General features: G+C 72.2%; 18 protein-coding genes and 2 pseudogenes. 16 read left to right on the top strand and 4 right to left on the bottom strand.

Annotation, left to right across the window (positions count from 1 at the left end; genetic code table 11):
• The first annotated feature begins 84 nt into the window (after positions 1-84).
• Complete coding sequence (locus ACLF5H_RS07435; RefSeq protein ID WP_421675262.1) at positions 85-795, top strand: hypothetical protein; 711 nt, start codon at positions 85-87, stop codon at positions 793-795.
• A 23-nt stretch (positions 796-818) separates the two neighbouring features.
• Here ACLF5H_RS07435 and ACLF5H_RS07430 read toward each other — a convergent pair whose 3' ends face one another.
• Positions 819-1,766, bottom strand: a complete 948-nt coding sequence (locus ACLF5H_RS07430; RefSeq protein ID WP_421675261.1) for a DUF2218 domain-containing protein — start codon at positions 1,764-1,766, stop codon at positions 819-821.
• Between the two features lie 129 nt (positions 1,767-1,895).
• On the opposite strand from ACLF5H_RS07430, the gene ACLF5H_RS07425 reads away from it, so the two are divergent.
• Positions 1,896-2,468, top strand: a complete 573-nt coding sequence (locus tag ACLF5H_RS07425; RefSeq protein WP_421675260.1) for an ArsR/SmtB family transcription factor — start codon at positions 1,896-1,898, stop codon at positions 2,466-2,468.
• A 126-nt stretch (positions 2,469-2,594) separates the two neighbouring features.
• Here the strand turns inward: ACLF5H_RS07425 and ACLF5H_RS07420 are convergent, their stop codons facing one another.
• On the bottom strand, positions 2,595-5,189 hold the full coding sequence (locus tag ACLF5H_RS07420; RefSeq protein WP_421675259.1) for an MFS transporter: 2,595 nt from the start codon (positions 5,187-5,189) through the stop codon (positions 2,595-2,597).
• Positions 5,186-5,842 carry a MarR family winged helix-turn-helix transcriptional regulator gene (locus ACLF5H_RS07415; protein WP_421675258.1) on the bottom strand — a complete coding sequence of 219 codons (657 nt, stop codon included), beginning with the start codon at positions 5,840-5,842 and terminating at the stop codon, positions 5,186-5,188. The genes ACLF5H_RS07420 and ACLF5H_RS07415 overlap by 4 nt, the downstream gene beginning before the upstream one ends.
• Positions 5,843-6,270: 428 nt before the next feature.
• On the opposite strand from ACLF5H_RS07415, the gene ACLF5H_RS07410 reads away from it, so the two are divergent.
• The 12 genes and pseudogenes from ACLF5H_RS07410 to ACLF5H_RS07355 all read left to right on the top strand — a co-directional run bounded on the left by ACLF5H_RS07410 (position 6,271) and on the right by ACLF5H_RS07355 (position 21,184).
• Complete coding sequence (locus tag ACLF5H_RS07410; protein WP_421675257.1) at positions 6,271-7,257, top strand: ABC transporter ATP-binding protein; 987 nt, start codon at positions 6,271-6,273, stop codon at positions 7,255-7,257.
• On the top strand, positions 7,254-8,609 hold the full coding sequence (locus ACLF5H_RS07405; protein ID WP_421675256.1) for an ABC transporter permease: 1,356 nt from the start codon (positions 7,254-7,256) through the stop codon (positions 8,607-8,609). The genes ACLF5H_RS07410 and ACLF5H_RS07405 overlap by 4 nt, the downstream gene beginning before the upstream one ends.
• A 3-nt stretch (positions 8,610-8,612) precedes the next feature.
• Positions 8,613-11,369 carry an alkaline phosphatase family protein gene (locus ACLF5H_RS07400; RefSeq protein ID WP_421675255.1) on the top strand — a complete coding sequence of 919 codons (2,757 nt, stop codon included), beginning with the start codon at positions 8,613-8,615 and terminating at the stop codon, positions 11,367-11,369.
• Between the two features lie 99 nt (positions 11,370-11,468).
• Entirely contained in the window at positions 11,469-12,398 is a 930-nt protein-coding gene (locus ACLF5H_RS07395) for a GNAT family N-acetyltransferase (RefSeq protein ID WP_421675254.1), read from the top strand.
• A 161-nt stretch (positions 12,399-12,559) separates the two neighbouring features.
• Complete coding sequence (locus ACLF5H_RS07390; RefSeq protein ID WP_421675253.1) at positions 12,560-13,717, top strand: serine hydrolase domain-containing protein; 1,158 nt, start codon at positions 12,560-12,562, stop codon at positions 13,715-13,717.
• Positions 13,714-15,294, top strand: a complete 1,581-nt coding sequence (locus ACLF5H_RS07385) for an alpha/beta hydrolase (RefSeq protein WP_421675252.1) — start codon at positions 13,714-13,716, stop codon at positions 15,292-15,294. Before ACLF5H_RS07390 ends, ACLF5H_RS07385 begins: the two co-directional genes overlap by 4 nt.
• A gap of 89 nt (positions 15,295-15,383) precedes the next feature.
• Positions 15,384-15,482: pseudogene (locus ACLF5H_RS07380) on the top strand.
• A 563-nt stretch (positions 15,483-16,045) separates the two neighbouring features.
• Positions 16,046-16,789, top strand: a complete 744-nt coding sequence (locus ACLF5H_RS07375; RefSeq protein ID WP_421675251.1) for an HAD family hydrolase — start codon at positions 16,046-16,048, stop codon at positions 16,787-16,789.
• Positions 16,786-19,173, top strand: a complete 2,388-nt coding sequence (locus ACLF5H_RS07370) for a glycoside hydrolase family 65 protein (protein ID WP_421675250.1) — start codon at positions 16,786-16,788, stop codon at positions 19,171-19,173. Before ACLF5H_RS07375 ends, ACLF5H_RS07370 begins: the two co-directional genes overlap by 4 nt.
• Positions 19,174-19,350: 177 nt before the next feature.
• A complete protein-coding gene (locus ACLF5H_RS07365; protein WP_421675249.1) occupies positions 19,351-20,091 on the top strand; it encodes a beta-glucanase in 741 nt (246 codons plus the stop codon).
• Positions 20,092-20,129: 38 nt separating this feature from the next.
• The gene (locus ACLF5H_RS07360; RefSeq protein ID WP_421675248.1) at positions 20,130-20,888 is read left to right on the top strand and encodes a PIG-L deacetylase family protein; all 759 of its coding nucleotides are present in this window, start codon (positions 20,130-20,132) and stop codon (positions 20,886-20,888) included.
• 80 nt (positions 20,889-20,968) lie between these two features.
• Positions 20,969-21,184, top strand: a complete 216-nt coding sequence (locus ACLF5H_RS07355; RefSeq protein ID WP_365192709.1) for a hypothetical protein — start codon at positions 20,969-20,971, stop codon at positions 21,182-21,184.
• A gap of 456 nt (positions 21,185-21,640) precedes the next feature.
• Here the strand turns inward: ACLF5H_RS07355 and ACLF5H_RS07350 are convergent.
• A pseudogene (locus tag ACLF5H_RS07350) lies at positions 21,641-21,844 on the bottom strand (putative immunity protein); the annotation flags it as partial.
• Positions 21,845-22,027: 183 nt separating this feature from the next.
• On the opposite strand from ACLF5H_RS07350, the gene mgtA reads away from it, so the two are divergent.
• The gene (mgtA, locus tag ACLF5H_RS07345; RefSeq protein WP_421675247.1) at positions 22,028-24,661 is read left to right on the top strand and encodes a magnesium-translocating P-type ATPase; all 2,634 of its coding nucleotides are present in this window, start codon (positions 22,028-22,030) and stop codon (positions 24,659-24,661) included.
• A gap of 92 nt (positions 24,662-24,753) precedes the next feature.
• Positions 24,754-25,788 carry a cytochrome c oxidase assembly protein gene (locus tag ACLF5H_RS07340; RefSeq protein WP_421675246.1) on the top strand — a complete coding sequence of 345 codons (1,035 nt, stop codon included), beginning with the start codon at positions 24,754-24,756 and terminating at the stop codon, positions 25,786-25,788.
• The last annotated feature ends 16 nt before the right edge of the window (positions 25,789-25,804 follow it).

Genomic DNA, 25,804 nt, shown 5'->3' with positions numbered 1-25,804 from the left:
CGTCCGCGCGCACCCCGGGCGGCCCCTCCCGGACGCCCCCCATCGGTCACGACTGCAACTGCCCAGAGCCTTAGGGTGATCGCCATGCCGATACCCGTCCACGCCCTCACCCAACGGCCGTTGACCGCGGAGGCCGTCGCCGAACTGGTCGCCCTGCCGTACGTGTCCCCCGTCGACAAGGACGACGAGGACGACGACTCCGTCGAGGCGGAGCTACGGCGGCGCGGCTGGCAGCGGGAGGACCTGGTGTGCGAGTCGTTCCGCACCGGGCACGGGCATGTGCTGTGCAGCGATGTCTTCAGCCCGTTCGGTGAGCTGACCGCGCGCGCCTTCCTCGTCTTCGGGGAGATGTACCCCGTGGACCCGGACGACGAGGGAATGGTCAACGGCACCTGGCTGAACGGGTACATGGAGGGGTGGGAGCGGCTGCCCGGCTGGCGCGGCATACGGCCCGCCACCGATCAGGACTGCGAGGCCGTCCTCGCCCAGGCCGCGGGGGCGGTCACCGAGGTGCTCGGCGCGGCCCCGGAACGGGCCCTGGTCTCCGCGCACACCACGGCCCACGGTCCGGCCCTGACGCACCGTGTCTGGCGCACCCCCACCCACGCCCTGATCCTCGGCCCGTCCGCCGACGAGGGCCCCTACGGCCACCTCACCCACCTCCGGCTCTCCGCCACCCCTCTCTCCTGCGCCCCGGGCCTGCCGCCCGCCGTCGAAGGCACCCTTACGGGCGGACGAGCCACCACCGACGATCAGGCCCTGGCCGACTGGATCACCGCCCACACCAATTGGTGACCGCGGCATCCGACCGCACCGACTCAACGCCGCCGCGCGACCGTCACCCCGTCCCGCACCGGCAGCATCACCGCGTCCACCCGCTCGTCCGCCGCGATCAGGTCGTTGAGCCGCCGCATCGTCACATACCGTTCCTCCTGGTACGCCGGGTCGAGGACCCGCCCGCCGAGGAACACGTTGTCCAGCACCACCAGGCCGCCGGGACGCAGTCGGGACACCAACTCCTCGTAGTAGAACGGGTAGTTCTCCTTGTCCGCGTCGATGAAGGCGATGTCGACGGCCGGTTCGGGAGCCAGCGCGCGCAGCGTCTGAAGCGCCGGGGCGATACGCAGATCGATCCGGTCGGCGACACCCGCGCGTTCCCAGTACGGCCGCCCGACGGCCGCCCACTCCTCACTGACGTCGCAGGCCAGCAGCCGTCCCCCGGCGGCCAGGCCGCGAGCGATGCACAGAGACGAGTAGCCGGTGAAGACGCCGACCTCGACCGCCAGACGGGCATCCGTCAGCCGGGTCAGCAGGGTGAGCAGGGCGCCCTCGTCGGCGGAGACCTGCATGTGCGCGGCGTCGGCCGCGGCCTCGCGGGTGGCGGCGGCCAGTTCCCCGAGGACGTCGTCGGCCGGGGTGTGATGGTCGAGCAGGTACTCGCCGACGAGGGGATGGGTGGGGTCCAGGTCGCCGCCGCACAGCGGGGCCGTCCACTCGACCGTGAGCCGCTCCTGGGGGGCGAAGCGCACCAGATGGCGGGCCATCACGTCCTCGACCCGGGCCAGTCGCTCCGCGTCGGGCGCGCTGGCGGTCAGCTCAAGCCGGTCCGGGGTGGGCGTGAGGGTGCAGGTGCCGGCGGTCACCGTGATGGTGCCGCGGCCGTCGGGGGTGAGGGTGGCGGTGGCCTTGTGGCCCATGTGCGAGACGAGTTGCTTGATGTAGCGGGCGGAGCGCGCGGTGGCGACCTGGGCTGTGGAGAGGGGCATGGAACTCCTTGGCGTGATGAACGACCGTCCCGGTTAAGTGGCGACTTTTCTCGCCACTTCCTGACGCAGGATTCTGCGGCCCCGCGGCGAAGTTGTCAAAAGCATTTAGTTTCATAGACACTTCCCCTCATGGCAGCGCAACAGCCACCCGACGACGCCCCCGAGACCACCCACGACGAGCAGGGCCATCTGGTGCTGCACTCGGCCGCGCAGTTCAAAGCCCTCGGGCACCCGATACGGCATCGCATGGTCAACCTGCTGCGCCAGCGCCCCGCGACGCTGCGGCAGCTCGCCGACGCGCTGGGGATGAGCAAGGGCACCATCGGCTACCACGTACGGGTGCTGCGTACGGCCGGGCTGGTGCGGCTCACCGAGACCCGTCAGGTGCGCGGCGGCACCGAGCAGTACTTCGCGCTGGTCAGCCGCACCTTCACGATGGATCCGGAGGGTACCGGCGGGGCCGAGTTCCTGATCAGGGCCGCGCTCGACGAGATGGTGCCGAGCGCGCCGGGACAGGCGTCGGACACGGTGCTGCGTCATCTCTGGCTCAGCGACGCCGAGGCACACGCGCTGGAGGAGCGGGTGCGCGCGCTGGCCGAGGGCCCGCATCCGGCGGACCCGGCGCACGGGGCACCGTACGGGCTGCTGATCAGCCTCTTCCGCGCCGATGTACCGAGTCTGCCGCCGGACGACGCGGACTGATCGGTCGACGGCCTCTTCCGAGGGACCCGGGCGCGACCCCTACGGGGGCCCGCACATGACGTCAGGGCCCGCGATCCGGTGGATCGCGGGCCCTGATCGAGCGCCCCCGGGGGCGCTCCGCACTCGCTACTTGGCGCTGTCCTCGTGGGACAGTTCAAGGTCGAAGTCCGTGGTGCCACCGGCGTCCACCCGGACGGAGGAGGCGACCGGGGCGTACCCGCTGGCGATGACGGTGTACTCACCGAGGTCGAGGTCGGTGAACCCGTAGGCGCCGTCGGCGCCGGTGGTCGCGGTGCCGAGCACATTGCCGGCCGCGTCCAGCAGCGTCACCTTGGCGTCGCCGAGCGGCCCGCCGATGGCGGCGCTGATGACGCCGTGCAGCTGGGCACCGGCTTCGAGACGGATCTCGCAGGGCTCGGCCGCGCCCGGGGTGACCTCGACGGGGACGGCGGCCGGACGGTAGCCCGGCGCGTTCACGGCGAGGGTGTAGCTGCCCGGGACGAGGTCCGCCAGCGAGAAGCCACCGTCGGCGGCGGAGGTCGCGGAGGTCACGACCTCACCGCGCAGATCGGTCGCGACCAGCAGGGCGCCCGGCAGCGGGTTGCCCTGGACCGCGTCCCGGACGGATCCGGCGAGCGCGGCGCCGCTGCCGCCGAGGACGAGGTCGCAGACCACCGGCTCGTCACCGACCAGCACGGTGACGGCCTGCGGCTGACGGGCACCGGCGGCGCCGATCAGCACATAGGTACCGGCGCCGGGCACCGACACCGCATAGGTGCCGTCCACGGCGCTGACCGCGCGGTCGAGCTGCCGGCCGCGGACGTCGATCAGGGTGACCGCCGCCTGCGCGACCGGGGCGTCCGCGCCGTCGAGGACCCGGCCGCGGACGAGCTGACCCGTGGCGGGCCCGGATCCGACGGCCACCGGGGCGTCCTCGACGAGCGGGACGGCGGGCGCCTGGCCGCTGTCGGCCGCCACGGCGTTCACCTGGGCGTCCTTCACATCGGCGGCCTCGGCCTGCGTGCCGTTCGCCTCGGCGGCGCGTGCCTCCAGGCCGGAGACCTTGCGCAGCGGCACCTCCTTGGTCCACACCGCGACCAGGAAGCCGAGCACCATGATGGCCGCGGCGCACAGGAACACCACGTGCATCGCGTCGGTGAAGCCCTCCTTGAAGGGCTGGGCCAGCCGCGGGTCGAGCTGCTGGATGAAGGAGGAGTCGTCCAGCACCCCCGAGCCGCCGCCGCTCGCCGCGGGGTGCTTGAGCATGTCCAGCACGGGGGCGTTCGCCGGGTTGGCGCGCACGGCCGGATCGTGCAGGGCGGCCTGGAACGCGGGCGTCTGGGCGGCCGACCGGAACGCGGAGCTGATCTTGTCGCCGACGGTGCTGAACAGCACGGACAGGAAGATCGCCGTACCGGCGGTGCCGCCCATCTGCCGGAAGAAGGTGGCCGACGCGGTGGCGACGCCCATGTCCTTGGGCTCGACGGAGTTCTGCACGGCCAGGGTCAGGATCTGCATGCAGCCACTGAGGCCGAGGCCGAACAGCGCCATGTAGGCCATGGTCTCCGGCAGCGGGCTGTCCCACTGGACCCGGTAGTGGAACAGCAGCATGGCGGCGACCAGCAGGACCGTGCCGATGATCGGGAAGATCTTGTACTTGCCGGTCTTGGAGATGATGCGGCCGACCACCATGGTTCCGGCGATCATGCCCACCATCAGCGGCAGCATCAGCAGGCCGGACTTGGTGGGGCTGACGCCCTTCACGATCTGGAGGTACAGCGGGACCATCATCATCCCGCCGAACATGCCCATGCCGATGAGCACGGACAGCAGGCTCATCTTGCTGAACACGGAGCTGCGGAACAGGCGCATCGGGATCAGCGCCTCGTCGCCCATGGCCCGCTCCACGAAGACCCAGGCGATCAGGCCGACCACGCCGACGGCGTAGCAGACGTACGACTTGGTGGAGGTCCAGCCCCAGGTCTGGCCCTGCTCGGCCACCAGCAGCAGCGGCACCACGCCGATGGCGATGGTGAGCGCGCCCCACCAGTCGATGCGGTGCTCGCGCCGGGTGTGCGGGAGGTTCAGCACCTTGGCGACGACGAAGAGCGCGATGATGCCGACCGGGACGTTGACAAGGAACACCCAGCGCCAGCCCGCGATGGCCAGGATGCTGCTGCGACCGGCCAGGAAGCCGCCGATCAGCGGGCCGAGGACGCTGGAGGAGCCGAACATGGCGAGCATGTAGCCCTGGTAGCGGGCGCGCTCGCGGGGCGGCACGATGTCACCGATGATCGCGAGCGCCAGCGACATCAGACCGCCGGCGCCGATGCCCTGGAAGGCACGGAAGGCCGACAGCTCGTTCATCGAGGTGGCGAAGGAACAGGCCGCCGAGCCGACGATGAAGATCGTGATGGCCGCGAGGAAGAACGGTTTGCGGCCGTAGAGGTCGGAGAGCTTGCCGTACAGCGGGGTGCTGATGGTCGACGTGATCAGGTAGGCGGTGGTGACCCACGCCTGCGCGCTGAGTCCGTGCAGATCGTCCGCGATGGTGCGGATCGAGGTGCTGACGATGGTCTGGTCGAGGGCGGCGAGGAACATGCCCAGCATGAGACCGCTGAGGATCGTCATGATCTGGCGGTGCGTCAGCCGGCCGGCCGGTGGTGGCGGCGCGGATATCGCTGATGTTCCCCCGCGGGCCGGGGACGCGGACATGGTCATGCGTGCAGATCTCCTTGCCTCGCCTCGCCCACCGGGTGCTGCCCGGTTCCGAGGCTCGTGTACGTGCTGTCCACCAGGTCGTCGTTGAGGCGCTTCAGCAGACGGGTGAGAAGGGCGCGGTCCTCGGCCGGCCACGGTTCGAGGAGCCGGGTCAGTTCCGCCTCGCGGCGGCGTACGGCGCTCCGGTACGCGGTGCGACCGGCCTCGGTCGCGCTGAGCAGCGAGCCGCGCCGGTCCTCCGGGTCCGGGTGGCGTTCCACCAGTCCCCGGTCCACCAGCGAGCGCACCTGCCGGCTGACCGTCGACAGGTCGAGGAAGACGTCCCCCGCCAGATCGGTCGCGCGGCGCCGGCCGCAGGTCACCAGCCGGGCGAGCAGCACACGGTCGGCGGCCCCGCACTCGAATCCGGCGCGCTGGGTCCAGGCGGCGAAGAGCCGCATGAGGCGGACCATCTCGGCGCCCAGGCCCGACGCGGCGGCCTCGGCGCTCACGGTCTCCGCGATCGCGGCGGCCTCGGCGCTCATGGCCTCCGCGAGCACGGTCGTGGTCACGGCCGCGGTGTACGTCGCCCCGGCGGACGGCGTGTCGTCCGTCCGCGCGTCGTCCGTCCGTACGGCGCCCTCATGGCCTCTGCGGCTCTCTGTGCCGATCATCACTCACATTCCGTTGCTTGCGGCTACCAAGTGAGTGTAGGGCCTGGCCGACGCCACCTGTACGCCAGTGTCCGGTCACGCTTCGGCAATACGACGGCCGGCGCGGTGGGGGGAGCAGGGTACCCGGCCAGGCTGTGTGCCCCGACCGCGAGCGCCGCTGGCCGGGCATCGCGGTACGGCCCCCCTGCCGGGCGGATCGCGCTCTAGGGTGACCGCTGCGGCGCCGCACCCGTGGGACAGGGGAGGCGCCGGACGCGCACGCGCGGGTGGGGGCGGGGGGTGCCACGCGGTCCGGGTCGGGCCGGGTGCGGGGAGCGCGCGATGTGTCGAACATCTGTTGTCCCGCGTTCCCGGAACGTTCAACTCACCTCCCTGCCAGGGTTGTTCGGCGCCCGCCTACGGTCCTTGCGGTCTCGAAGGAGGAGTTCATGGACGTAGTGCTCGCGGTGCGGGCGCGCGGGATCACGAAGTGCTTCGGTGATGTGGTCGCGCTCGACGGTGTCGACCTGGAGGTGACTGAGGGTCAGATCCATGGCCTGGTCGGGCCGAACGGTGCCGGGAAGACCACGTTGCTCGGCCTGCTGCTCGGGCTCGCCGTCGCCGACGGGGGCGCTCTGGAGATCCTCGGCGTGCCGGTGGGGCGCGCTCTTTCGGCCGTTGACGGAGTGGCCGGTTTCGTCGACGGGCCGGGCCTGTACCCGTCGTTGACCGCCCGGCAGAACCTGGCCGCGCTGGTCTCGCTGCGCGGACGCGACGCGCGCACCGCGGGGATCGGGGAGGTGCTCACCGAGGTCGGTCTGCGCGATGTCGCCGACGACCGGGTGCGCGGCTTCTCGCTCGGCATGCGGCAGCGCCTCGGGCTCGCCGCCGCCCTGCTCACCCGGCCCCGGCTGCTCGTCCTGGACGAGCCGTCCAACGGCCTCGACCCCTCGGGCAAGCGGCATGTGCACCGGGTCCTGAACCGGCTCGTGGCGGACGGCACGAGCGTGGTGCTCTCCAGCCACCGGATGGACGACGTCGAGGCGCTGTGCTCCGAGGTGACCATCCTCGCCACCGGCCGGGTCGTCTTCTCCGGTCCGCTCGGCAAACTGGCCGCCGAGGACCAGGAGTTGGAGTACCGGTTGCTCACCTCCGACCCCGCGTCCGCACGCCGGCTGGCGGCCGGGGCGGAGGGCGTCCGGGTCGTCGAGGACGGCGGGACGCGCCACAGCGACGAGGTGCTCGTCGTACGGGCGCCGGTGCCCGCGCTCGACCGACTGGTGTCCCAGGTGGTGCGGTCGGACATCGCGGTGCGCGAACTGGCGCCCGTGGTCTCCCCGTTGGAGGCCGCGTTCCTCGCGCTCACCGAACAGCGGGAACAGCGGGATCAGGCCGAGCAGCGGGCCCAGCAGGGAAAGCAGGAGGCCGGCCGATGACCGCGACCCTGGCGGCGGAGCGCCCCGCCCCCGCCCGCCCGGTCTCCGTGCCGCGCGCCTACCGCTTCGAACTGGTCAAGCTGGTGTCGCAGTGGCGGATCCGGCTGCTGGTGCTCGCCTGCTGGATCGTGCCCGCGCTGTTCGTCGCCGGGGTGAGCGTGCAGAGCACCCTGCCCTCCGACACCCTGTTCGGGCGCTGGATGCACGCCACCGGCTGGGCCGGACCGCTGGTGGTGCTCGGATTCGCGGGCACCTGGGCGCTGCCGCTGCTCACCTCGGTGGTCGCCGGTGATGTGTTCGCGGCCGAGGACCGGCTGGGCACCTGGCGGCATCTGCTCGTGGTCGTACGGTCGGCCCGGCGCATCTTCGTCGCGAAGACCCTGGCGAGCCTGACCGTCATCCTGCTGCTCGTGGCCGGGCTGGCCGTCTCCGGCGCGGTCGGCGGACTGCTGGCGGTCGGCGACCAGCCGCTGGTCGGCCTCGACGGCCATCTGCTCGCGCCCTCGGACGCCGCCGTCAAGGTCCTGCTGGCCTGGGTCGCCGTGCTCGCGCCGACGCTGGCGCTCGCCGGAATCGGGCTGCTCGGCTCCGTGACCCTCGGCCGCTCCCCGATGGGGCTGCTGCTGCCCGCGGTCGTGGCGCTCGCGATGCAGCTCGCCCAGATGCTGCCGCTGCCCCTCGTCGTACGCCTCGCGCTGCCCGGGTACGCCTTCATCGCCTGGAACGGCCTGTTCACCAGCCCGGGGCAGGTCGGCCCGCTGCTCATCGGCGTCGCGGTGAGCCTCGCCTGGGCCCTCACCGCGACCGTGCTGGCCCATGTGCTGTTCCTGCGGCGGGACTTCACCGATCTGGGCTACGACGGCTCGGGCAGGCGCGCGGTGACGGCGGGACTCCTGCCGCTCGCAGGGCTGCTCGCCGTGTCGGCGGCCGTGATCGCACCGGCGACCGGGGTCTCGGGCTCCGGCATCGAGCAGGACAAGGTACAGCGCTCGCTCGCCACCGCCTTCGCCCATCTGTACCGGATGCAGACCGAGCAGCTCCACCGACCGGCCGTCACCGAGGCGCAGTTGAGGGCCACGGCGGCGTGCGACAAGGGCAGCGACAGGGTCGCCGCCCGGGGGCCGGGCAACGACTGGCGCTGTGTCGTGTCCTGGCATCTGCCCGGCGTCGAGGCCACGGGTACGGCCGTCTACCAGCTCGACGTCACCTCGGACGGGCGGTTCGTCGCCGACGGCGACGGCCCGAAGGAAGTGAACGGCTACTTCCTGGTGCGCACCCCCGAGGGGGACGCGCCGAACCCGCTATGGCAGTTCGACGGCAACGTCGAGCTGCTCCCCACTTCGAAGGGATGACCCATGCAGGTAACACGCCGCCGCAGGCGTGTCCGGAAGGAGCGCCCGGGCTTTCTGTCCAGACGCTTCGGCCGCCGGATACCGCTGGTGACCGCTGGGACCTCCGCGCTCGCGCTCGTCGCCGCCGGTGCCGCCTTCGCGGGGACCCACCAGTTCGGCACCGAGCAGGTCGGCCAGAGAACCCACAGGGGCCAGGTCATCTCCAGTGACCAGTACCTCGCGCCGTACGGCAGGCACCTGGTCGTGAACAACGGCAAGATCATGTCGTCCACCGTCAGCCCAGACGGCACCCACCTGGCCGCCTCGATCACCGACGGCAACGGCGCGCTGGCCGTCGTGGACCTCAACGGCTGGCAGGTGCAGCAGATCGTCGGCAACGCCGCCTCGTCCAGCCCGCGCATCAAGGGCAACGACGTCGGCCAGGAGGGCCCCACCTACTCCCCCGACGGCAAGCAGCTGTGGCTCGGCCAGACCGACGGCTACACCCGCTTCACCGTGAACGCGGACGGCACGGTCGCCGACCCGACGTACATCACCATCCCGGCGGAGGGCACCAAGCACGCGCTGGTGGGCGCCGCGGTGTTCTCGGCCGACGGCTCCACCGTGTACTCGGCGGTCAACGGCCAGAACCGGGTGGTCGCCATCGACACGGCGACCGGGAGCATCAGGCAGAGCTGGCCCGTCGGCAACGCCCCGCGCGACCTGGCGCAGGTCGGCGACAAGCTGTACGTGAGCAACGAGGGCGGGCGCCCGGCGAAGCCCGGCGACACCACCATCAACTCGTACGGCACCCAGGTGCCGGCCGACCCGAAGACCGGCGCCACCACCACCGGCACGGTCAGCGTCATCGACCTGGCGCACCCGGCCGACGCCGCGAGCAGTATCGACGTCGGGCTGCACCCGACCGCCCTGTACGCCAAGAAGGGCGCGCTGTTCGTCACCGACACGGCGAGCAACGACGTGTCGGTCATCGACACGGCCAAGGACAAGGTCGTGCAGAGGATCTCCACCCAGCCGTGGCCCGAGGCGGCGGTGGGCTACGAACCCGACGCGGTGACCCTCACCGACGACGGGCATCTGCTGGTGACGCTCGGCCGGGCGAACGCGGTCGCCGTCTACCGCTACAACAGCCCGCTGGAGCCGGTGAGTTACGTCGGTCTGCTGCCGACGGACTACTTCCCCTCGGAGATCGCGAGCGTCGGCAGGCAGGTGGTGGTCTCCAACACCCGCGGCATCGACGCGCTGCGGCCCACCACCAGCGCCGGGCACGGCACCCACGACACCACGTCGAGCGTGCAGCGCTTCACACTGCCCGACGACAGCGTGATCCGGGCCCAGACGTCCAAGGTGTTCCGGCAGAACGGCTGGACCGCCGGCTCGGTGAAGTTCGCCAAGGGGAAGGGCCACGCCCGGCCGGTGCCGGTCCCGGCGCGCCTCGGCGACCCGTCGACGATCAAGCACGTCTTCCTGATCGTCAAGGAGAACCGCACCTACGACCAGGTGCTCGGCGACATGCCCGAGGGCAACGGCGACCCGTCGCTGACGCAGTTCGGCGAGAACGTCACGCCCAACCAGCACGCGATGGCCTCGCAGTTCGGCCTGTACGACAACACGTACGACATCGGCACCAACTCCGCCGAGGGCCACAACTGGCTGATGCAGGCGGACAATCCGGAGTACACCGAGTCCTCCGCCGGTGAGTACGCGCGCAGTTACGACACCGAGGACGACGCTCTCGGCCACCAGAAGTCCGGGTTCCTGTGGACCGGTGCGCAGGCGGCGGGCAAGTCGGTGCGGGACTTCGGCGAGTTCCAGCAGTTCCTGACCAAGCCGTCGGGCTCCAGCTGGCAGAACCTGTACTGCGACGCCAAGAACATGGACGCGACGGGCCAGGGTTCCGCCTACACCCTGAACTCGTCCTCGCCGATCCCGTCCCTGAACGATGTGTCGGTGCACGGCTTCGCGAAGTTCGACACCAGCGTGCCGGACGTCTACCGGGAGCAGGTCTGGAAGCAGGACTTCGAGAAGAACGGTCCGGCGAACCTGAACATGTTCTGGCTCTCCAGCGACCACACCGGCGGTCCGGCGAGCGCGAGCGCGCAGGTCGCGGACAACGACCTGGCCACCGGCAAGATCGTGGACCAGATCTCGCACAGCCCGTACTGGAAGGACTCGGCGATCTTCGTCGTCGAGGACGACTCCCAGGCGGGTCTCGACCACGTCGACGGCCACCGCGCCCCGATCCAGATCATCAGCCCCTGGTCGCAGCACGGCGAGGTCGACAGCCACTACTACTCGCAGATCACGGTGATCCGCACCATCGAGCAGATCCTCGGGATCCACCCGATGAACCAGAAGGACAGCGCGGCCACCCCGATGACCGGGGCGTTCACCGGGCACCCGGACTACACGCCGTTCACGGCGCTGCCCAACCGGACCTCGCTGACCGACGGTCTGAGCACCCCGCCGTCCTGCGGTGTGGACACCCCGGCGCCGCAGGACCCGAAGGCCGCCGCGGTGCCCGCCACGAAGGTGCCGGCGGCCGAGAAGCCGCTCGCGGCGCAGTGGGACAGCTGGAAGTCCAAGCAGCGGCTGACCGGCCCGAACGCGGTGCCCGACTACGCCAACCCGGCCCAGATGAACCACTACACGTGGTACCAGACCCACAACTGGGCCAAGCCTTATCCCGGTGAGAAGAAGCTGTACGCGCCGAACGACGTCCCGGGCGCGTACATCCCGTCGTCGGAGAACGACGGCTGACGTACCCGACCGGGCAGGAAGGGGCCCCTGGGCGGTGTCAGCGCCGGCCGGGGGCCTTCTCCCTGTTTCCGGTGGGGTGTGCCGGTGCAGGGTTCCTCCATGGCTGATCCTTCCGCGGGAGCATGGCCGGCCGGCTATCGAGTCCGCCCCGCCACCACCGCCGACACCGACGCGGTGCACCGCCTGGTCGGCGCGGGCGAGCGCGCGCTGCACGGCCTGGCCACGACCGACGCCGATCGCATCGCGGCCGATCTCGGCATGGCCGGGGACGCCGCCGCGTGCGACACGGTGCTGGTCACCGGTCCCGCCGGGGACCCGGCCGCATGGGGGTGGGTGCGGGGGCGGCGGGCCACCGTCCATGTGCACCCCGGTCACCGGGGGCGCGGGCTCGGCAGCGCCCTGCTCGCCTGGTCCGAGGCACGGGCCCGGGAACTGGGCGGCGACCGGCTGGCCCAGACGGTCTCCGACAGTGATCTCGCGGCCGCGGCACTGCTGCGCTCGGGCGGGTACGTCAGGGTGGTCACCGAGTGGCTGCTGGAGATGCCGATGCCCGGCGAACCGGTGGTGCCGGAGCCGCCCGCGGGGATCACGGTGCGGGCGTTTCGCGCGGGCGACGAGGAGGCCGCGTACCGGCTCACCGAGGACGCGTTCGACGAGTGGCAGCGGCGGCGGAAGCCGTACGCCGAGTGGGCGCGGCTCACGGTCGGGCGGGCGACGTTCGCCCCGTCGGCGTCACCGCTCGCCTTCGAGGGCGACCGGCTGGTCGGAGCGGTGCTGTCGTTGGACCCGGGGGACGTGGACGGCGGCGAGGGCTACGTCGAGCGGGTCGCCGTCCGCCGCGACCGGCGCGACCGGGGTATCGCCCGGCTGCTGCTGCGAGAGGCGTTCCGCGCCTTCTACCTCGGGGGCAGGCGGAGCTGTGTCCTGTGGACGCATTCGGACACGGGGGCGCTGGCGCTGTACGAGCGGATCGGGATGACGGTGCGGCGCAGTTCCACGGTGTACGGCAAGGCGCTCGTCGCGGGGTAGCCGACCGCAGGGACTTCCGGTTTTCCACCGCTCGCGAGGTGGGGCTGGCCCCCCTGCCGGTCCGGCTGCCTGCCGGAGTGATCGTGCCGTGGGCGATCTCTACCGTGGTGCGCATGGCAATTCCTTTACTTTCAGCCGCGCTTCGCAGAGGTACGGCGCTCATGGCCGGGGCCGTCGCCTTGGTGCTGCTCGCAGCGCCACTGGCCGCCGCCCGGGCACCGGCGGCGTCCCGGGCGTGCGGCACGCATGAGGCGGTACGGCGGTCGGTGCACCGGCTGGTCACCGCGGACCGGATCGCCGGAGCCGCGGTCCTTGTCAACGGACGTGCGGCGGCGCCGGGTTGCGCGCGCTGGTCCGTCACGGACGGAGTGGCCGACCTGCGCACCGGCCGCCCGATGAACACCACGGACCGGCTGCGGATCGGCAGTGTCACCAAGACCTTCACCGCCACCGTGGTCCTGCAACTCGCCGCCGAGCACCGGCTGTCCCTGGACGCACCGGTCGAGCGCTATCTGCCCGGTCTGATCCAGGGGCATGGCTACGACGGCCGCCGGATCACCGTCCGACAGCTCCTGCGGCACACCAGCGGTCTGCCCGACTACCTCGAAGCACCCGAGTGGGCGAATCCGGGGGCGCTGCGGCGTCGCCACTTCGAACCGCGCGAACTCATAGCCCGTGCGCTCCGGTTGCCGCGCCCGGCACAGACCTGGCACTACGCGACCACCAACTACGTCGTCGCCGGACTGATCGTCCGGGCGGTCACCGGGCACTCGCCCGAGGCGGAGATCACCCGCCGTGTCCTCGTGCCGCTCGGGCTGCGCGACACCTACTGGCCGGGCGACGACACCCGCATCAAAGGCCCCCATTCCCACAGCTACTTCACGAACGCCGAGGGCCACCGGGTCGACGGCACCGACTGGAACATGACCTTCGGGGACGTCGGCGGCGCCCTGGTGTCCACGCCGGAGGACCTGACGCGATTCGCCGCCGCGCTGTTCGGCGGACGGCTGCTGCCGGCGGCCCAGTTCGCCGAGATGCGGCACACGGTGGCCGCCGACCCCGACCGGCTCTGGCCCGGTGCGCGCTACGGACTCGGTCTGATCACGACCCCGCTGTCCTGCGGCGGCGCCTGGTGGGGGCATGCCGGGACGGTACCGGGCGGGCACCGGGCGCTGGTGGCCGTGGGACCGGGTGGGCGCGATGTCGCCGTCGCGCTGAACGAAATACCCGCGACCCTCCAGGCCGAACTGGACTTCCTCGACGTCGTGGACAAGGCCTTCTGCGACGAAGGCTCCCCCAACGGAAGGACCATCGCATGACCACCTCCCGCGCAGCCGACCGGCGCCGCGGACGCCGCTTACCCGGGCTCCTGGCACGGACAGGACCGGTGGCCGCGCTGTGCCTGGCCGGAGCGCTCACCCTGAGCGCCGCCCCCGCCGCTCCGGCGGCCCCCGCCGACCCCCTGGCCCGCTACCACCACCAGCACCTCACCTGGAAGAGCTGCCTGCTCGGCCCGGACGACGAGACCGGCAAGGAACTGGAGCAGGCGGGCGCCCGATGCACCGATGTCACCGTGCCGTTGGACTACGCACACCCCGACGGCCGTACGATCACCGTCGCGCTCTCCCGGATCCGGGCCACCGACTCCGCGCACCGCGTCGGCGCGCTCGTGCTCAACAGCGGCGGTCCCGGCGGGCAGACCATCGGTGATCCGCCGTGGGTGCGCAAGGCGATGCAGGACGTCGGCGGGCGGTACGACGTGGTGGGGGTGGATCCCCGCTTCGTGGGCCGCAGCACCGCGCTGGACTGCGGCTGGCCGACCGGCAGCATGATCCGCGGGGCGGGCACGGACCGTGCCGGGTTCGACCGCATGGTGTCCTTCTCCGCCGACCTGGCCCACCGCTGCCGCACCCGCGCGGGCGACCTGGTGCCGTACGCGAGCACCCGCGACAGCGCCCGCGACATGGACGTGATCCGGGCCGCGCTGGGCGAGCGCCGGATCTCCTATCTCGGCTACTCGTACGGCAGTTACCTCGGCGAGGTGTACACCACGATGTTCCCCGGCCGCACCGACCGCGTGGTGCTTGACGGGGTGATCGACCCCGCCCGCTACGGCCCCCGGCTGCTGCGGGGCACGGAAGCCGCCGGGGAACACGCCCTGAGCGACTGGGCGGACTGGGCCGCCGCACACGACAAGGACTACGGCCTGGGCCGTACCGGGAGCGCGGTCCTCGCCACGGTGGAGGCGATCCGGTCGGCCGCCGAGCGGGCTCCGCTGCGGGTGGGCGACTACCGGGTGGACGACCAGATCGTCCCCACCATCATCTTCAACGGCCTCTCCCAGGACTACCCCTCGGCCTTCGGCGACTTCGCCCAGGGTGTGCGGGAGCTGCGGCGCGCCGCCGAGGGGCGCCCGGTGTCCCCGTCCCCCTGGCTGGCCGACCTGCTCCAGTTCCTGCTGACGGGACACGACTCCGCCTACGGCAGCGCGCAGACGGCGATCCTGTGCGCCGACGGGACCGCGCCCCGCGATCCGGAGACGTACTGGCGCGATCTGCGGCGGGCCGACCCCCGGGACCGGCTGTTCGCGCCCGTCACGAACAACATCAACGCCTGCGCGTTCTGGGGTCCCCCGCGCGAACGGCCCACCACCATCCGCACCGATCTCCCGGCGCTGCTGGTGAACGCCACCGGCGACCCGCGCACCCTCTACTCCGGCGCCGAGACGGTCCACCGGGGCTGGCCCAGCTCCCGTCTGATAACCCTGCACGACGCCGACCAGCACGCGGTGTTCGGCATCTTCGGCAGCGCGTGCGTGGACAACGCGGTGAACGCCTACCTCGCGACCGGCCGACTGCCGGCCACGGACATCTCCTGTCCCCGGGGCCGCCCCTGACGCGTCAGGGACACATCAGCACCCTGTCAGGGGCCGCTGCCATCCTCTTCTTGTGAACGGAACGGGGCACCGCCCCGGACCGGGAACAGGGAGAGGTGCCCGGAGTGGTTTATCGGGGACCGGCGAGCTCGCCTCGAGGTCGGATCCTTACAGGGTCCACGCAGGTTCAAATCCTGCCCTCTCCGCCAGTACGGTCCGACTCCGGTCCCCGCCCTCGTCCTCCGCCGGTGGGGACCAGGGCTGCTCCGGGGGCGGCGGCCCCTGCCACGCGCCGCGAAGCATCTCCTTGAGGGTCTTCGGCGGGGTCTCCTTCTCCTCGTGCACATGCATGAGCCGAGCGGTGCTCACCCGTATGTGGCACTGGTGTCCTCGCAGTCCGACGAGCACCACCCATGAGCCGTCCTGGGCGAGAAAGGCGTGCCGCGCGGGCCGGTCCCCCGGTTTGGCGTAGCGGGTCAGGGTGGTCGGCAGGTGGTGCAGCGCCGCGTCCTCGGCCACGGCGGCGATCCTGGCCTCGTCCCCCTTGACGCGGTGCGCGGCCGCCAGCTTCCAGTGATGCAGCCTGAACTCGACGGCCTGCAGATGTTTTGTGTCCTGTATGTCTTCCTCGATGAGGATGTACCAGTCAGCACTCATGATCCGCGCATCCTGTCATGCGCCTCGGCGCGCGCCTCCACCGAGCGGGTGCCTTCCGGCGCGCCGGGCCGGTGTCCCCTCGCCGTCGGTGACCGGTGGCTCCTAGCCTCGGAGCATGCCCCGGCTTCCCGCACATGTACGCGCCTGTCTGTTCGATCTCGACGGGGTGCTCACCCAGACCGCCAAGGTGCACGCGGCGGCCTGGAAGGAGATGTTCGACGCCTTTCTGCGAGAGCGCGCGCGGCGCGAGGGCACGGAGTTCGTGCCCTTCGACGCGGTGCGGGACTACGACGAGTATGTGGACGGGCGGCCCAGGGAGGACGGGGTGCGGACGTTCCTCGCGGCGCGCGGGGTGCGGTTGCCCGAGGGGTCGCCGCAGGATCCGCCGGACGCCGAGACGGTCCAGGCGCTGGGAGCCCGCAAGAACGAGCTGGTGCTGCGCCGGATCCGGGAGGACGGCGTGGAGCCGTACGAGGGCTCGGTGCGCCTTCTGCACGAGGTCCGCGCGGCGGGTCTGGCCTGCGCGGTGGTGTCGTCCAGCGCGAACGCCCGGGACGTGCTGGCCGCCGCCGGTATCGCGGACCTGTTCGACGAGCGGGTCGACGGGGTGGTGACCCGCGAGCGGCGATTGCGCGGCAAGCCCGCGCCGGACACCTATCTGGAGGCGGCACGGGAACTGTCCGTGGAGCCCGCCGCGGCGGCCGTGTTCGAGGACGCGCTGGCCGGTGTCGAGGCCGGGCGGGCGGGACGGTTCGGACTGGTCGTGGGGGTGGACCGGGTGGGGCAGGCGGAACAGCTCCGGGCGCACGGCGCCGACATCGTCGTACGCGACCTGGCGGAACTTCTGGAGTCGCCGTGATCACGCATCCCAGTTACACCGTCGAGCCCTGGTCCCTGCGCGAGACCGAGCTGAACCTGGATGTGCTCGCGCAGAGCGAGTCGGTGTTCGCGCTGTCCAACGGGCATGTCGGCTGGCGCGGCAACCTGGACGAGGGCGAGCCGCACGGGCTGCCCGGCGCCTATCTCAACGGGGTCCACGAGCGGCATCCGCTGCCGTACGCGGAGGCCGGTTACGGCTATCCCGAGTCCGGTCAGACCGCGATCAACGTCACCGACGGCAAGGTCATCCGGCTGCTGGTGGACGACCACCCCTGCGATCTGCGCTACGGCCGACTGCTGTCCCACGAGCGGGTCCTGGACTTCCGTACCGGTGTGCTCAGCCGCACCGCCCGCTGGACCTCGCCGGGCGGGCGCACGGTCCGCATCACCTCACGGCGGCTGGTGTCCTTCACCCAGCGCGCGGTGGCCGCCGTCGTCTACGAGGTGGAGCCGGAGGACGGCCCGGCCTCGGTGGCCATCCAGTCCGAGCTGGTCGCCAATGAGCAACTCCCCCATGTGGAGGGCGATCCCCGGGTCGCGGCCGCGACCGAGTCCCCGCTGACGGCCGAGGAGCACTACGCGGAGGAGACCCGGCTGCGGCTGGTGCACCACACCGACCGCAGCGGGCTGCGGGTGGGCGCGGCGGCCGACCATCTGGTGGAGGGGCCCGACAACACCCGCTGGTCGGCGCAGTGCGAGCCCGACGTCAGCCGGTTGACGGTGACCGCGGATCTGACGCCCGGACAGCCGTTGCGGCTGGTCAAGTTCGTGGCCTACGGCTGGTCCGGGGAGCGTTCGCTGCCGAGCATGCACGACCAGGTGGACGGGGCGGTGGCGGTCGCCGTCAGCACCGGCTGGGACGGCCTGGTCGCCGAACAGCGGGCGTATCTGGACGAGTTCTGGGCGGGTGCGGACGTCGAGGTGGAGGGGGACGCGCAGATCCAGCAGGCGGTGCGGTTCGCCCTCTTCCATGTGCTTCAGGCGGCGGCTCGCGGCGAGAACCGGGCGATCCCCGCGAAGGGGCTGACCGGGACCGGGTACGACGGGCACTCCTTCTGGGACACCGAGGCGTATGTGATGCCGGTGCTGACGTTCACCGCGCCGGAGACCGTGGCGTCGGCCCTGCGCTGGCGGCACAGCACGCTGCCCGCGGCCCGCGAACGCGCCCGTCAACTGGGCCTGGAGGGCGCGGTGTTCCCCTGGCGGACCATCGACGGCGCCGAGTGCTCCGCCTACTGGCCGGCCGGGACCGCCGCGTTCCACATCAACGCGGACATCGCGCTGGCCACCGTCCGGTACATCGCGGCGACCGGGGACGAGGAGTTCGAGCGCGGGGCGGGCTTCGACATCCTGGTGGACACCGCCCGGCTGTGGCGCTCCGTCGGCCATCACGATCCGGAGGGCGTCTTCCACATCGACGGGGTCACCGGGCCCGACGAGTACAGCGCGATCGCCCGGGACAACCTTTACACCAACCTGATGGCCCGGCAGAATCTGCTGGCGGCCGCCGATGTGGCCATCCGCCACCCGGACCGGGCCGACGAACTCGGTGTGGACGACGAGGAGGCCGCGGCCTGGCGGGACGCGGCGGCCCGGATGGCGATCCCGTACAACGAGGCCCTGGGCGTGCACGAACAGTCCGCCGGGTACACGCACTTCCAGCGCTGGGACTTCGAGGGGACCCCGCCGGAGAACTACCCGCTGCTGCTCAACTACCCCTACTTCGACCTGTATCGCAAGCAGGTGGTGAAGCAGGCGGACGTGGTGCTGGCGATGATGGAGTGCCCGTACGCGTTCACCGAGGAGGAGAAGGCGCGCAACTTCGCCTACTACGAGGCGCTGACGGTGCGCGACTCCTCCCTGTCGGCATGCTGCCAGGCGGTGCTCGCCGCCGAGACCGGGCACCTCCGGCTGGCGTACGCCTATCTCGCCGAGGCCGCGCTGATGGACCTGGACGACCTGGAGCACAACACCCGCGACGGTCTGCACATCGCCTCCCTCGCCGGGACGTGGATCGCCGTCGTCGGCGGTTTCGGGGGCCTGCGCTGGCATCTCGGCAAGGACGAGCGGCCGGATGTGCTCGGCTTCGCGCCGCGGCTGCCCGAGGCGCTGTCCCGGGTGGTGTTCACGGTGCAGGTGCGCGGGCGCCGGCTGAAGGTGGACATCGGTCCGAAGCAGGTGCGCTACCGGCTGGTGGAGGGCGACCCGCTGACGATCCTCCACTACGGCGACCCGGTCACCGTGGCCACCGACGCGCCGCAGGACCGCCCGGTCCCGCCCTCGCCGGTGCGCCCGGAGCCGCAGCAGCCCCGGGGACGGCGCCCGGAGGGACTGGCCGAGCAGGACGAGACGGCGGAGCAATAGCCTTACGGGCGGCCCGAGTTCACCGCCTCCCTTTATGGGGGAGTGCCTGCCCGGAAGGCCGCTTCCCTCGGGCATGGCATACCGGCCGTTCACCCGGATGGGTGCATCCGGCCAAGAGTCATGGCGCGGGCGCATGACCGGCTCCCAGGCGGTGAGACATCGGTCATGGAGATGAACATGGACGAACCGGCGCGGGGCGACCCGTTATCGGGCGCGCCGCGTTTTCCGGCCGCGACCGAGGTGGTGTTCACGGCGGACTTCGCCTCCACGGCCCAGTGGGTCGCGGGCCGTTCGCGGGCGTTCCCGGGCGGTGGCCCGGCCCATCCGGACGAGGACCGGCTGGACCGGCTGGTGCCCGATCCCGGCTACTGCCGCTCGGGGGTCTTCCGGGCCACCCGCCGGGCGGACGGCCGTTGGGACACGGGGCTGCTGACGACGGAGGGCAGCCGGGAGGGGTTCACCGTGCAGCCGGGCGATGTGCTGGAGGCGCGGGTGCGGCTGCCCCGGGAGACCGGCGCCTGGCCGGCGATCAGGACCTGGCGGGACGGCGGCCAGGGGGTGGACATGTTCGAGTACCACGTGGACAACCCCGACCATCTGGAGTTCACCAACCGTGTGCGCAGCGCCAGTTGCTACCTCCATGACGAAGCGGTCCGCCCCGGTGCCTGGGTGGATCTGCGCACCGAGTTCGGGCCGCGCTGTGTGATCTGGTCGCTGAACGGCGCCTCGGTCTTCGCCGACCACCGGGGCGTGGGGCAGGCCTGGCGGGCCCATCTCATCGTCGCCCTCTCGGTGTGCGCCGGGCGCTACCACCCGCCGCCGGAGCCGGCGACGAACGAGATGTCGTTCGAGGTGAGCGGCCTGACCGTGCGCCGTCCGTATGGTGGCGGGCGGACGGCGTACGCGGGACCGCTATGAGCCGTCCGCCAGATCCCCGTCACGAAGGTGGTCCTTGCGTGTCCGTACCGAGTCTGCTCGCGGTGTTCGCGCATCCGGACGACGAGTCCCTTTCGGCGGGCGGGGTGCTGGCCCGGCACGCGGCCGCGGGCGCCCGTACCGGCGTCGTCACCTCGACATGGGCCGCGGGCACCGGGCGCGCCGCCGAGCTGGCCGAGGCACTGCGGATCCTCGGCGCGGGGGAGCCCCGGTTGCTGGGGTACGCCGACGCGCGGGTGCCGTGGTCGGCGCCGGGCCGCGCGCGGTTCTGCGATGCGCTGTTGGACGAGGCGGTACGGCACCTGGTGGCGCACATCCGCGCGTTCCGTCCGGAGATCGTCGTCACGCATGACGCGTACGGCGGGGTGACGGGGCATCCGGATCATGTGCACACCCACCGGGTGACGATGCTCGCCGCCCAGGCGGCCGGGCTTGCGCGGTTCCATCCGGACGCCGGTGCTCCCTGGCGGCCGCGCGCCCTATACCTGGCGACCCATCCGCACTCGGCGGTGCCGGCGCTGCGGGCGGTGGTCGGGGCGCTCAAGACGACCTACAGCGTGCCGGACGACCAGGTGACGGCGGCGGTCGACGTCGGGCCCTGGCTGGAGCAGAAGATCGCCGCCGTGCTGGCGCACCGCTCCGAGGTGGAGCGCGGGGCCGTACCGGGTCTGCTCGCGCGTCTGTCCGTACCGGAGTGGAAGCGGGTGATGGGCACGGAGTGGTTCATCCGGCACGATCTCGCCACCACGGCACCCGCGCGCACGGAGCTGACCGGCTGACCGGCCGCCGAGAGGCGGGCGCCGGGCCGATTGGCCATGCTGGGCTGAGACCGGCAGTTCTGCGCGACAAGGAGCACGGCATGCCGATGGACGCGATCGGACGATTCATGGCGGCTCTGGACCCCGACCAGCGGGCGGCCATCGGCGCGAAACCACACGCCGAACAGCAGCAGCTGGCCGCGGCCTGGGAGCGGGAACTGGAGGCCGACGACGAGCTGGACACCCTGGACGAACTGTCCCCACCGGCGGCCGAGGCCGAGGCGGCGCGCCGTGTGCTGCACCGCGAGGCCGGCTGAGCGAGGGAGGACTGCGTGACGCAGCACTGGGCGCCGGAGCATTGGGTGACGCAGCACTGAGTGCCGGAGCATTGGGTGACGGTGGTATCGCTCAGGCGCGCAGCGCATCGTCCAAGCCCCGCAGGTACTCCCCCACGCGCCCGCCCCCGGCGGGAGCCGCGGGCAGGCGGCCGAGGACGGTGGTGACGGCGGCCGGGGCGTGCCGCCGTGCCCAGGCGAGGGTGTCGGCTGCGACGGCCGGATCCCCGTCGGCCGCCAGTTCCTCCGCGCGGGCGGCGTGGGCCGCCGCGCCGAGGATGTGTTTGACCTGGTGGGCGTCGGCGAGGGGGTGGAGGAACGCGGCGCCCGCCGCGTGGCTCGCCGCGCGGGCGGCGTCGGCGGCCGCCGGTGCGGGGGTTCGCGTGCCGCGCGGAACGCCGCGAAGCCGCTCATCCGCAGCGCCTGGGTGCGGCGGCCGCCGCCCGCGAAGGCGCGGGCCGCCTCGATGGCCTCGCGGGGGCGCGGGTCGTCGGGAAGGTTCTCTTCGAACAGGTGCAGGACCCGGTCGGCGCAGTCGGCCGCGAAGGCCGTGATCTCCCGCAGCTCGTCCTCGGTCAGCGCTATCCGGTCCGCCCGGTCTGTCGGGTCCGTTTCGCTCGGCTTGGTCGGCACGAGCCCCATCCTGCCGTAGACCGGATCCGCGGCGGGGTCGTTCAGCCGCCCGGAGGTGGACCGAACGGCCCCGTGGCGATCGCGGGGCGGACGCGGAGACTGGTGACCGAGCGGCCGGAAGGCCGGCGTCCCGTCGGGCAGGAGCGTTCTCGTCATGCGGCAACCCAGCGGCAGCGACTTCGGCGGCCGGTCGTGGTGACCACGGCCGTGGGCGCCGGACCCGGCGCCGCGAGCACGATCGGCGCGGCGGCCGGGCGGCCCGGCGAGGACGTGCTGCGCGAGCTGGAGGCGGCACCGGCCGGGCTGACCGAGCAGGAGGCGGCACGGCGGCTGGAGCGCTGGGGGCCGAACGCGGTCCGCTCGCACCGGGCGCGCGGGCTGCTGGTCCTCTGGCACCAGGTGCGCTCCCCGCTGCTCGGCCTGCTGCTGGCCGCCGCCGTCGTGTCGTACTTCGTGGGCGAGCGCAACGACGCCGTGATCATCGCGGTGATCGTGGCGCTCTCGGTGGGCCTCGGCTTCGTCAACGAGTACCGGGCGGAGAAGACCGCCGAGTCGCTGCACGCCCGCATCCGGCACCAGGTGCTGGTGCTGCGCGACGGCCGGCCGCGCGAGGTGGACGTCACCGGACTGGTGCCGGGTGATGTGGTGGAGCTGCGGCTCGGCGATGTGGTGCCCGCGGATCTACGGCTGCTGTCGGTGACGGAGCTGAGCTGCGACGAGTCGGCGCTGACCGGCGAGTCCCTGCCGGTCGCCAAGGACCCGGCGACCGTGCCCGCCGGGTCCGCGCTGGCGGAGCTGACCGGGTGTGCGCTGATGGGCAGCGTGGTGCACGCGGGCAGCGGGCGCGGGGTGGTGGTCGCGACGGGGCCGCGTACCGAGTTCGGGGCGATCGCGGCGGGGCTCGGCGAGCATCAGCTGGAGACCGAGTTCCAGGTGGGGCTGCGGCGGTTCTCCATGCTGCTGGTGTACGTCGCCGGGGCGCTCACCACGACGATCTTCGTGATCAACGTGGTGCTGCACAGACCGCTCATCGACGCGCTGCTGTTCTCCCTGGCGATCGCGGTCGGCATCACCCCGCAGCTGCTCCCGGCGGTGGTCTCCACGTCTCTCGCGGCCGGATCTCGGCGGCTGAGCCGACTGAAGGTGCTGGTCAAGCGGCTGGTGTGCATCGAGGACCTGGGAGACGTGGACATCCTGTTCACCGACAAGACCGGCACGCTGACCCTCGGGCGCATCGAGTTCATGCGCTCGGTGCCGCTGGGCGACGCCTCCGCGCAGGAGGTGCTGCGGTGGGGCCTGCTGTGCACGGAGACGGAGTTCGACCAGGGCCGGGCGGTGGGCGGCAACCCGCTGGACGCGGCGCTGTGGAACTCCCCCGCGGCCGACGCACAGCGCGCCGCGGTGGCCGGGTGCGCCAAGGTGGGGCTGCTGCCGTTCGACCATGAGCGGCGGCTGGTCTCCGTGACCGTGATCGACGACTCGGGCACGGCGCTGCTGGTGACCAAGGGCGCCCCCGAGGCCGTACTGGAGCGCTGTGCCCAGGTGCCGGAGGAGGCGCGGCGGCGGCTGGCGGCGGAGTTCGCGGCGGGCAACCGGGTGGTGGCCGTCGCCACCCGGGTCCTGTCGGCCGCCGCGGCGCCCACCGCCGGGGACGAGCGGGGGCTGCGCCTCGCCGGACTGCTGGTCTTCCTCGACCCGCCCAAGCCCGACGCCGGGGCCGCGCTGGAGCGGCTGGCCGGGCTCGGGATCGGCGTGAAGATCGTGACCGGCGACAACGCGGCGGTGGCGGTGAAGGTCTGCCGCGATCTGGGACTCGGCGAGGTCGCCGCGCTCACCGGGGCGGACCTGGACGGCATGGACGACGCCGGGCTGACCGCGGCGATCGCGCGCACGACCGTGTTCGCGCGGGTGAGCCCCGAGCAGAAGGCGCGGATCGTCCGGTTGCAGCGGGGGACCGGCAGCGATGTCGCCTTTCTGGGTGACGGCGTCAACGACGCGCTCGCCCTGCACGCGGCCGATGTGGGCATCTCGGTGGACTCGGCCACCGATGTCGCCAAGGACGCGGCGGACATCATCCTGCTGGAGAAGAGCCTCGGCGTCCTCGCGGACGGGGTCGCCGAGGGGCGGCGCATCTTCGCGAACACGATCAAGTACGTGCTGATGGGGACGTCCAGCAATTTCGGCAACATGTTCAGCGCCGCCGGTGCCTCGCTCTTCCTGAGCTTCCTGCCGATGCTGCCCTCGCAGATCCTGCTGAACAACCTGCTGTACGACACCAGCCAGCTGGCCATTCCCACCGACGAGGTGGACGAGGAGCAGGTGCGCCGCCCGGCGCACTGGGACATCGCGTTCATCCGCCGGTTCATGCTGTGCTTCGGCCCGATCAGCTCGGTGTTCGACTTCGCCACCTTCGGCGTGATGCTGTGGGTCTTCCATGCCGGGCCCGCGCAGTTCCGCACCGGCTGGTTCGTGGAGTCCCTCGCCACCCAGACACTGGTCATCTTCGCGATCCGGACCAGGCGCAGCCCGTTCTGGCGCAGCCGGGCGAGTCTCCCGCTGGTGCTGACCACCTTGACGGTGGTCGTGGTGGGTGCCCTGCTGCCGATCACCCCGCTCGCGCCCACCCTCGGCTTCCAGCGGCTCCCCCTCGGCTACTTCGCCGCGCTGGCCGGGATGGTGCTGTGCTATCTCGCCCTGGTGGAGGTGGCCAAGCGCCTCTTCTACCGGACCCGGCCCGGCGCGGCCGGTCCGCGTGCCGAGGTCGGCCACCGCCATCTGCGGCGCCGCGCGGCCCGCTTCAGCACGTCCGGCCGGCTGGCCCACTGAGGCCGACCCTGCCGAGCGGGCGCGTGCCGTCAGCGGCTACTGTCACCTGTCGTCCGGTGTGCTCCCTATAGGCAGGTGGAGGAAGCTTTTCCATGTCTGGTCACGCGACGGCCGTCGTAGCGGTCGGCAGCCTGCCGGAGCTGACACCCGCACGCGCGCTGGGGTCCTGGCAGCTCGATGTGCCCGCGCTGATCCTGATCGCGGTCCTGGGCGGCCTGTACGGCTGGGGCGTGCTCCGGGTGCGCCGGGCGGGCGGGGCCTGGTCGCCGGGCCGGACCCTCGCGTTCACGCTGCTGGGCCTCGGCGGGCTCGCGGTGGCCACCATGTCGAGTCTCGCGGTCTACGACCATGTGCTGTTCTGGCCGGCCGCGGTGCAGAACGTGCTGCTGGACCTCATCACCCCGCTGGGCCTGGCCCTGGGTGATCCACTGCGGCTCGCCATCGAGGCGCTGCCGGGCGAGGGCGCCGGGCGGCTGCAGAGGGTGATGAGCGGCCGGGTCGTACGGCTGCTCACCTTCCCTCTGGTCAGCACGGCGCTGGTGCTGGGGACCGAGCTGACGGTCTACTTCACGCCGTACTTCGCCACCGCCCTGCGCGTCGGCTGGCTGCACGAGGTGATGTATCTGCATCTGCTGGCGGCCGGCTGCCTGTTCGTCGTACCGGTGCTCACCCGGGAGGAGGCGCTGCCCACGTGGTGCACCCATCCGGTGCGCGCGGCGCTGGTGTTCCTGGACGGCATCATCGACGCGGTGCCCGGTCTGGTGGTGATGACCCATGGCACGCTGATCGCCGGGGCCTGGTATCTGCACCACGCGCCCACCTGGTCGCCGGACGTCCAGCACGACCAGCAGATCGGCGGCGGCGCCATGCTGAGCATCGCCGAGCTGGTCGCGCTGCCCTTCCTGCTGGCGATCCTGGTGCAGTGGGCGCGCGCCGAGCGAGTGCAGGCCGCGGCCCTCGACCGGCGGCTGGACCGGGACCTCACGCCGGTCGCCTCCCCGGTGTCCGCGCCCGGCCGGGCGGAGGCCGCGTCCGACGGGGCCGAGGCCGTACGGGTACGGCCCTGGTGGGAGACGGAGCAGAACGAGGTGGCTTCCCGGATCCGCCGCCAGCACGGCGAGGACTGACCCGCACGGGCTGCCC

Source organism: Streptomyces sp. LaBMicrA B280 (assembly GCF_049222185.1).
GTDB classification, from domain to species: domain Bacteria; phylum Actinomycetota; class Actinomycetes; order Streptomycetales; family Streptomycetaceae; genus Streptomyces; species Streptomyces murinus.
The sequence above is the reverse complement of the archived record's forward strand: the minus strand, read 5'-3'. Positions and strand labels throughout refer to the sequence as shown.

Coding starts and splice junctions, on each gene's coding strand:
- ACLF5H_RS07435 (WP_421675262.1), top strand. CDS start 85: ATGCCGATACCCGTCCACGCCCTCACCCAACGGCCGTTGACCGCGGAG.
- ACLF5H_RS07430 (WP_421675261.1), bottom strand. CDS start 1,766: ATGCCCCTCTCCACAGCCCAGGTCGCCACCGCGCGCTCCGCCCGCTAC.
- ACLF5H_RS07425 (WP_421675260.1), top strand. CDS start 1,896: ATGGCAGCGCAACAGCCACCCGACGACGCCCCCGAGACCACCCACGAC.
- ACLF5H_RS07420 (WP_421675259.1), bottom strand. CDS start 5,189: ATGACCATGTCCGCGTCCCCGGCCCGCGGGGGAACATCAGCGATATCC.
- ACLF5H_RS07415 (WP_421675258.1), bottom strand. CDS start 5,842: ATGATCGGCACAGAGAGCCGCAGAGGCCATGAGGGCGCCGTACGGACG.
- ACLF5H_RS07410 (WP_421675257.1), top strand. CDS start 6,271: ATGGACGTAGTGCTCGCGGTGCGGGCGCGCGGGATCACGAAGTGCTTC.
- ACLF5H_RS07405 (WP_421675256.1), top strand. CDS start 7,254: ATGACCGCGACCCTGGCGGCGGAGCGCCCCGCCCCCGCCCGCCCGGTC.
- ACLF5H_RS07400 (WP_421675255.1), top strand. CDS start 8,613: ATGCAGGTAACACGCCGCCGCAGGCGTGTCCGGAAGGAGCGCCCGGGC.
- ACLF5H_RS07395 (WP_421675254.1), top strand. CDS start 11,469: ATGGCTGATCCTTCCGCGGGAGCATGGCCGGCCGGCTATCGAGTCCGC.
- ACLF5H_RS07390 (WP_421675253.1), top strand. CDS start 12,560: ATGGCCGGGGCCGTCGCCTTGGTGCTGCTCGCAGCGCCACTGGCCGCC.
- ACLF5H_RS07385 (WP_421675252.1), top strand. CDS start 13,714: ATGACCACCTCCCGCGCAGCCGACCGGCGCCGCGGACGCCGCTTACCC.
- ACLF5H_RS07375 (WP_421675251.1), top strand. CDS start 16,046: ATGCCCCGGCTTCCCGCACATGTACGCGCCTGTCTGTTCGATCTCGAC.
- ACLF5H_RS07365 (WP_421675249.1), top strand. CDS start 19,351: ATGGACGAACCGGCGCGGGGCGACCCGTTATCGGGCGCGCCGCGTTTT.
- ACLF5H_RS07355 (WP_365192709.1), top strand. CDS start 20,969: ATGCCGATGGACGCGATCGGACGATTCATGGCGGCTCTGGACCCCGAC.
- ACLF5H_RS07340 (WP_421675246.1), top strand. CDS start 24,754: ATGTCTGGTCACGCGACGGCCGTCGTAGCGGTCGGCAGCCTGCCGGAG.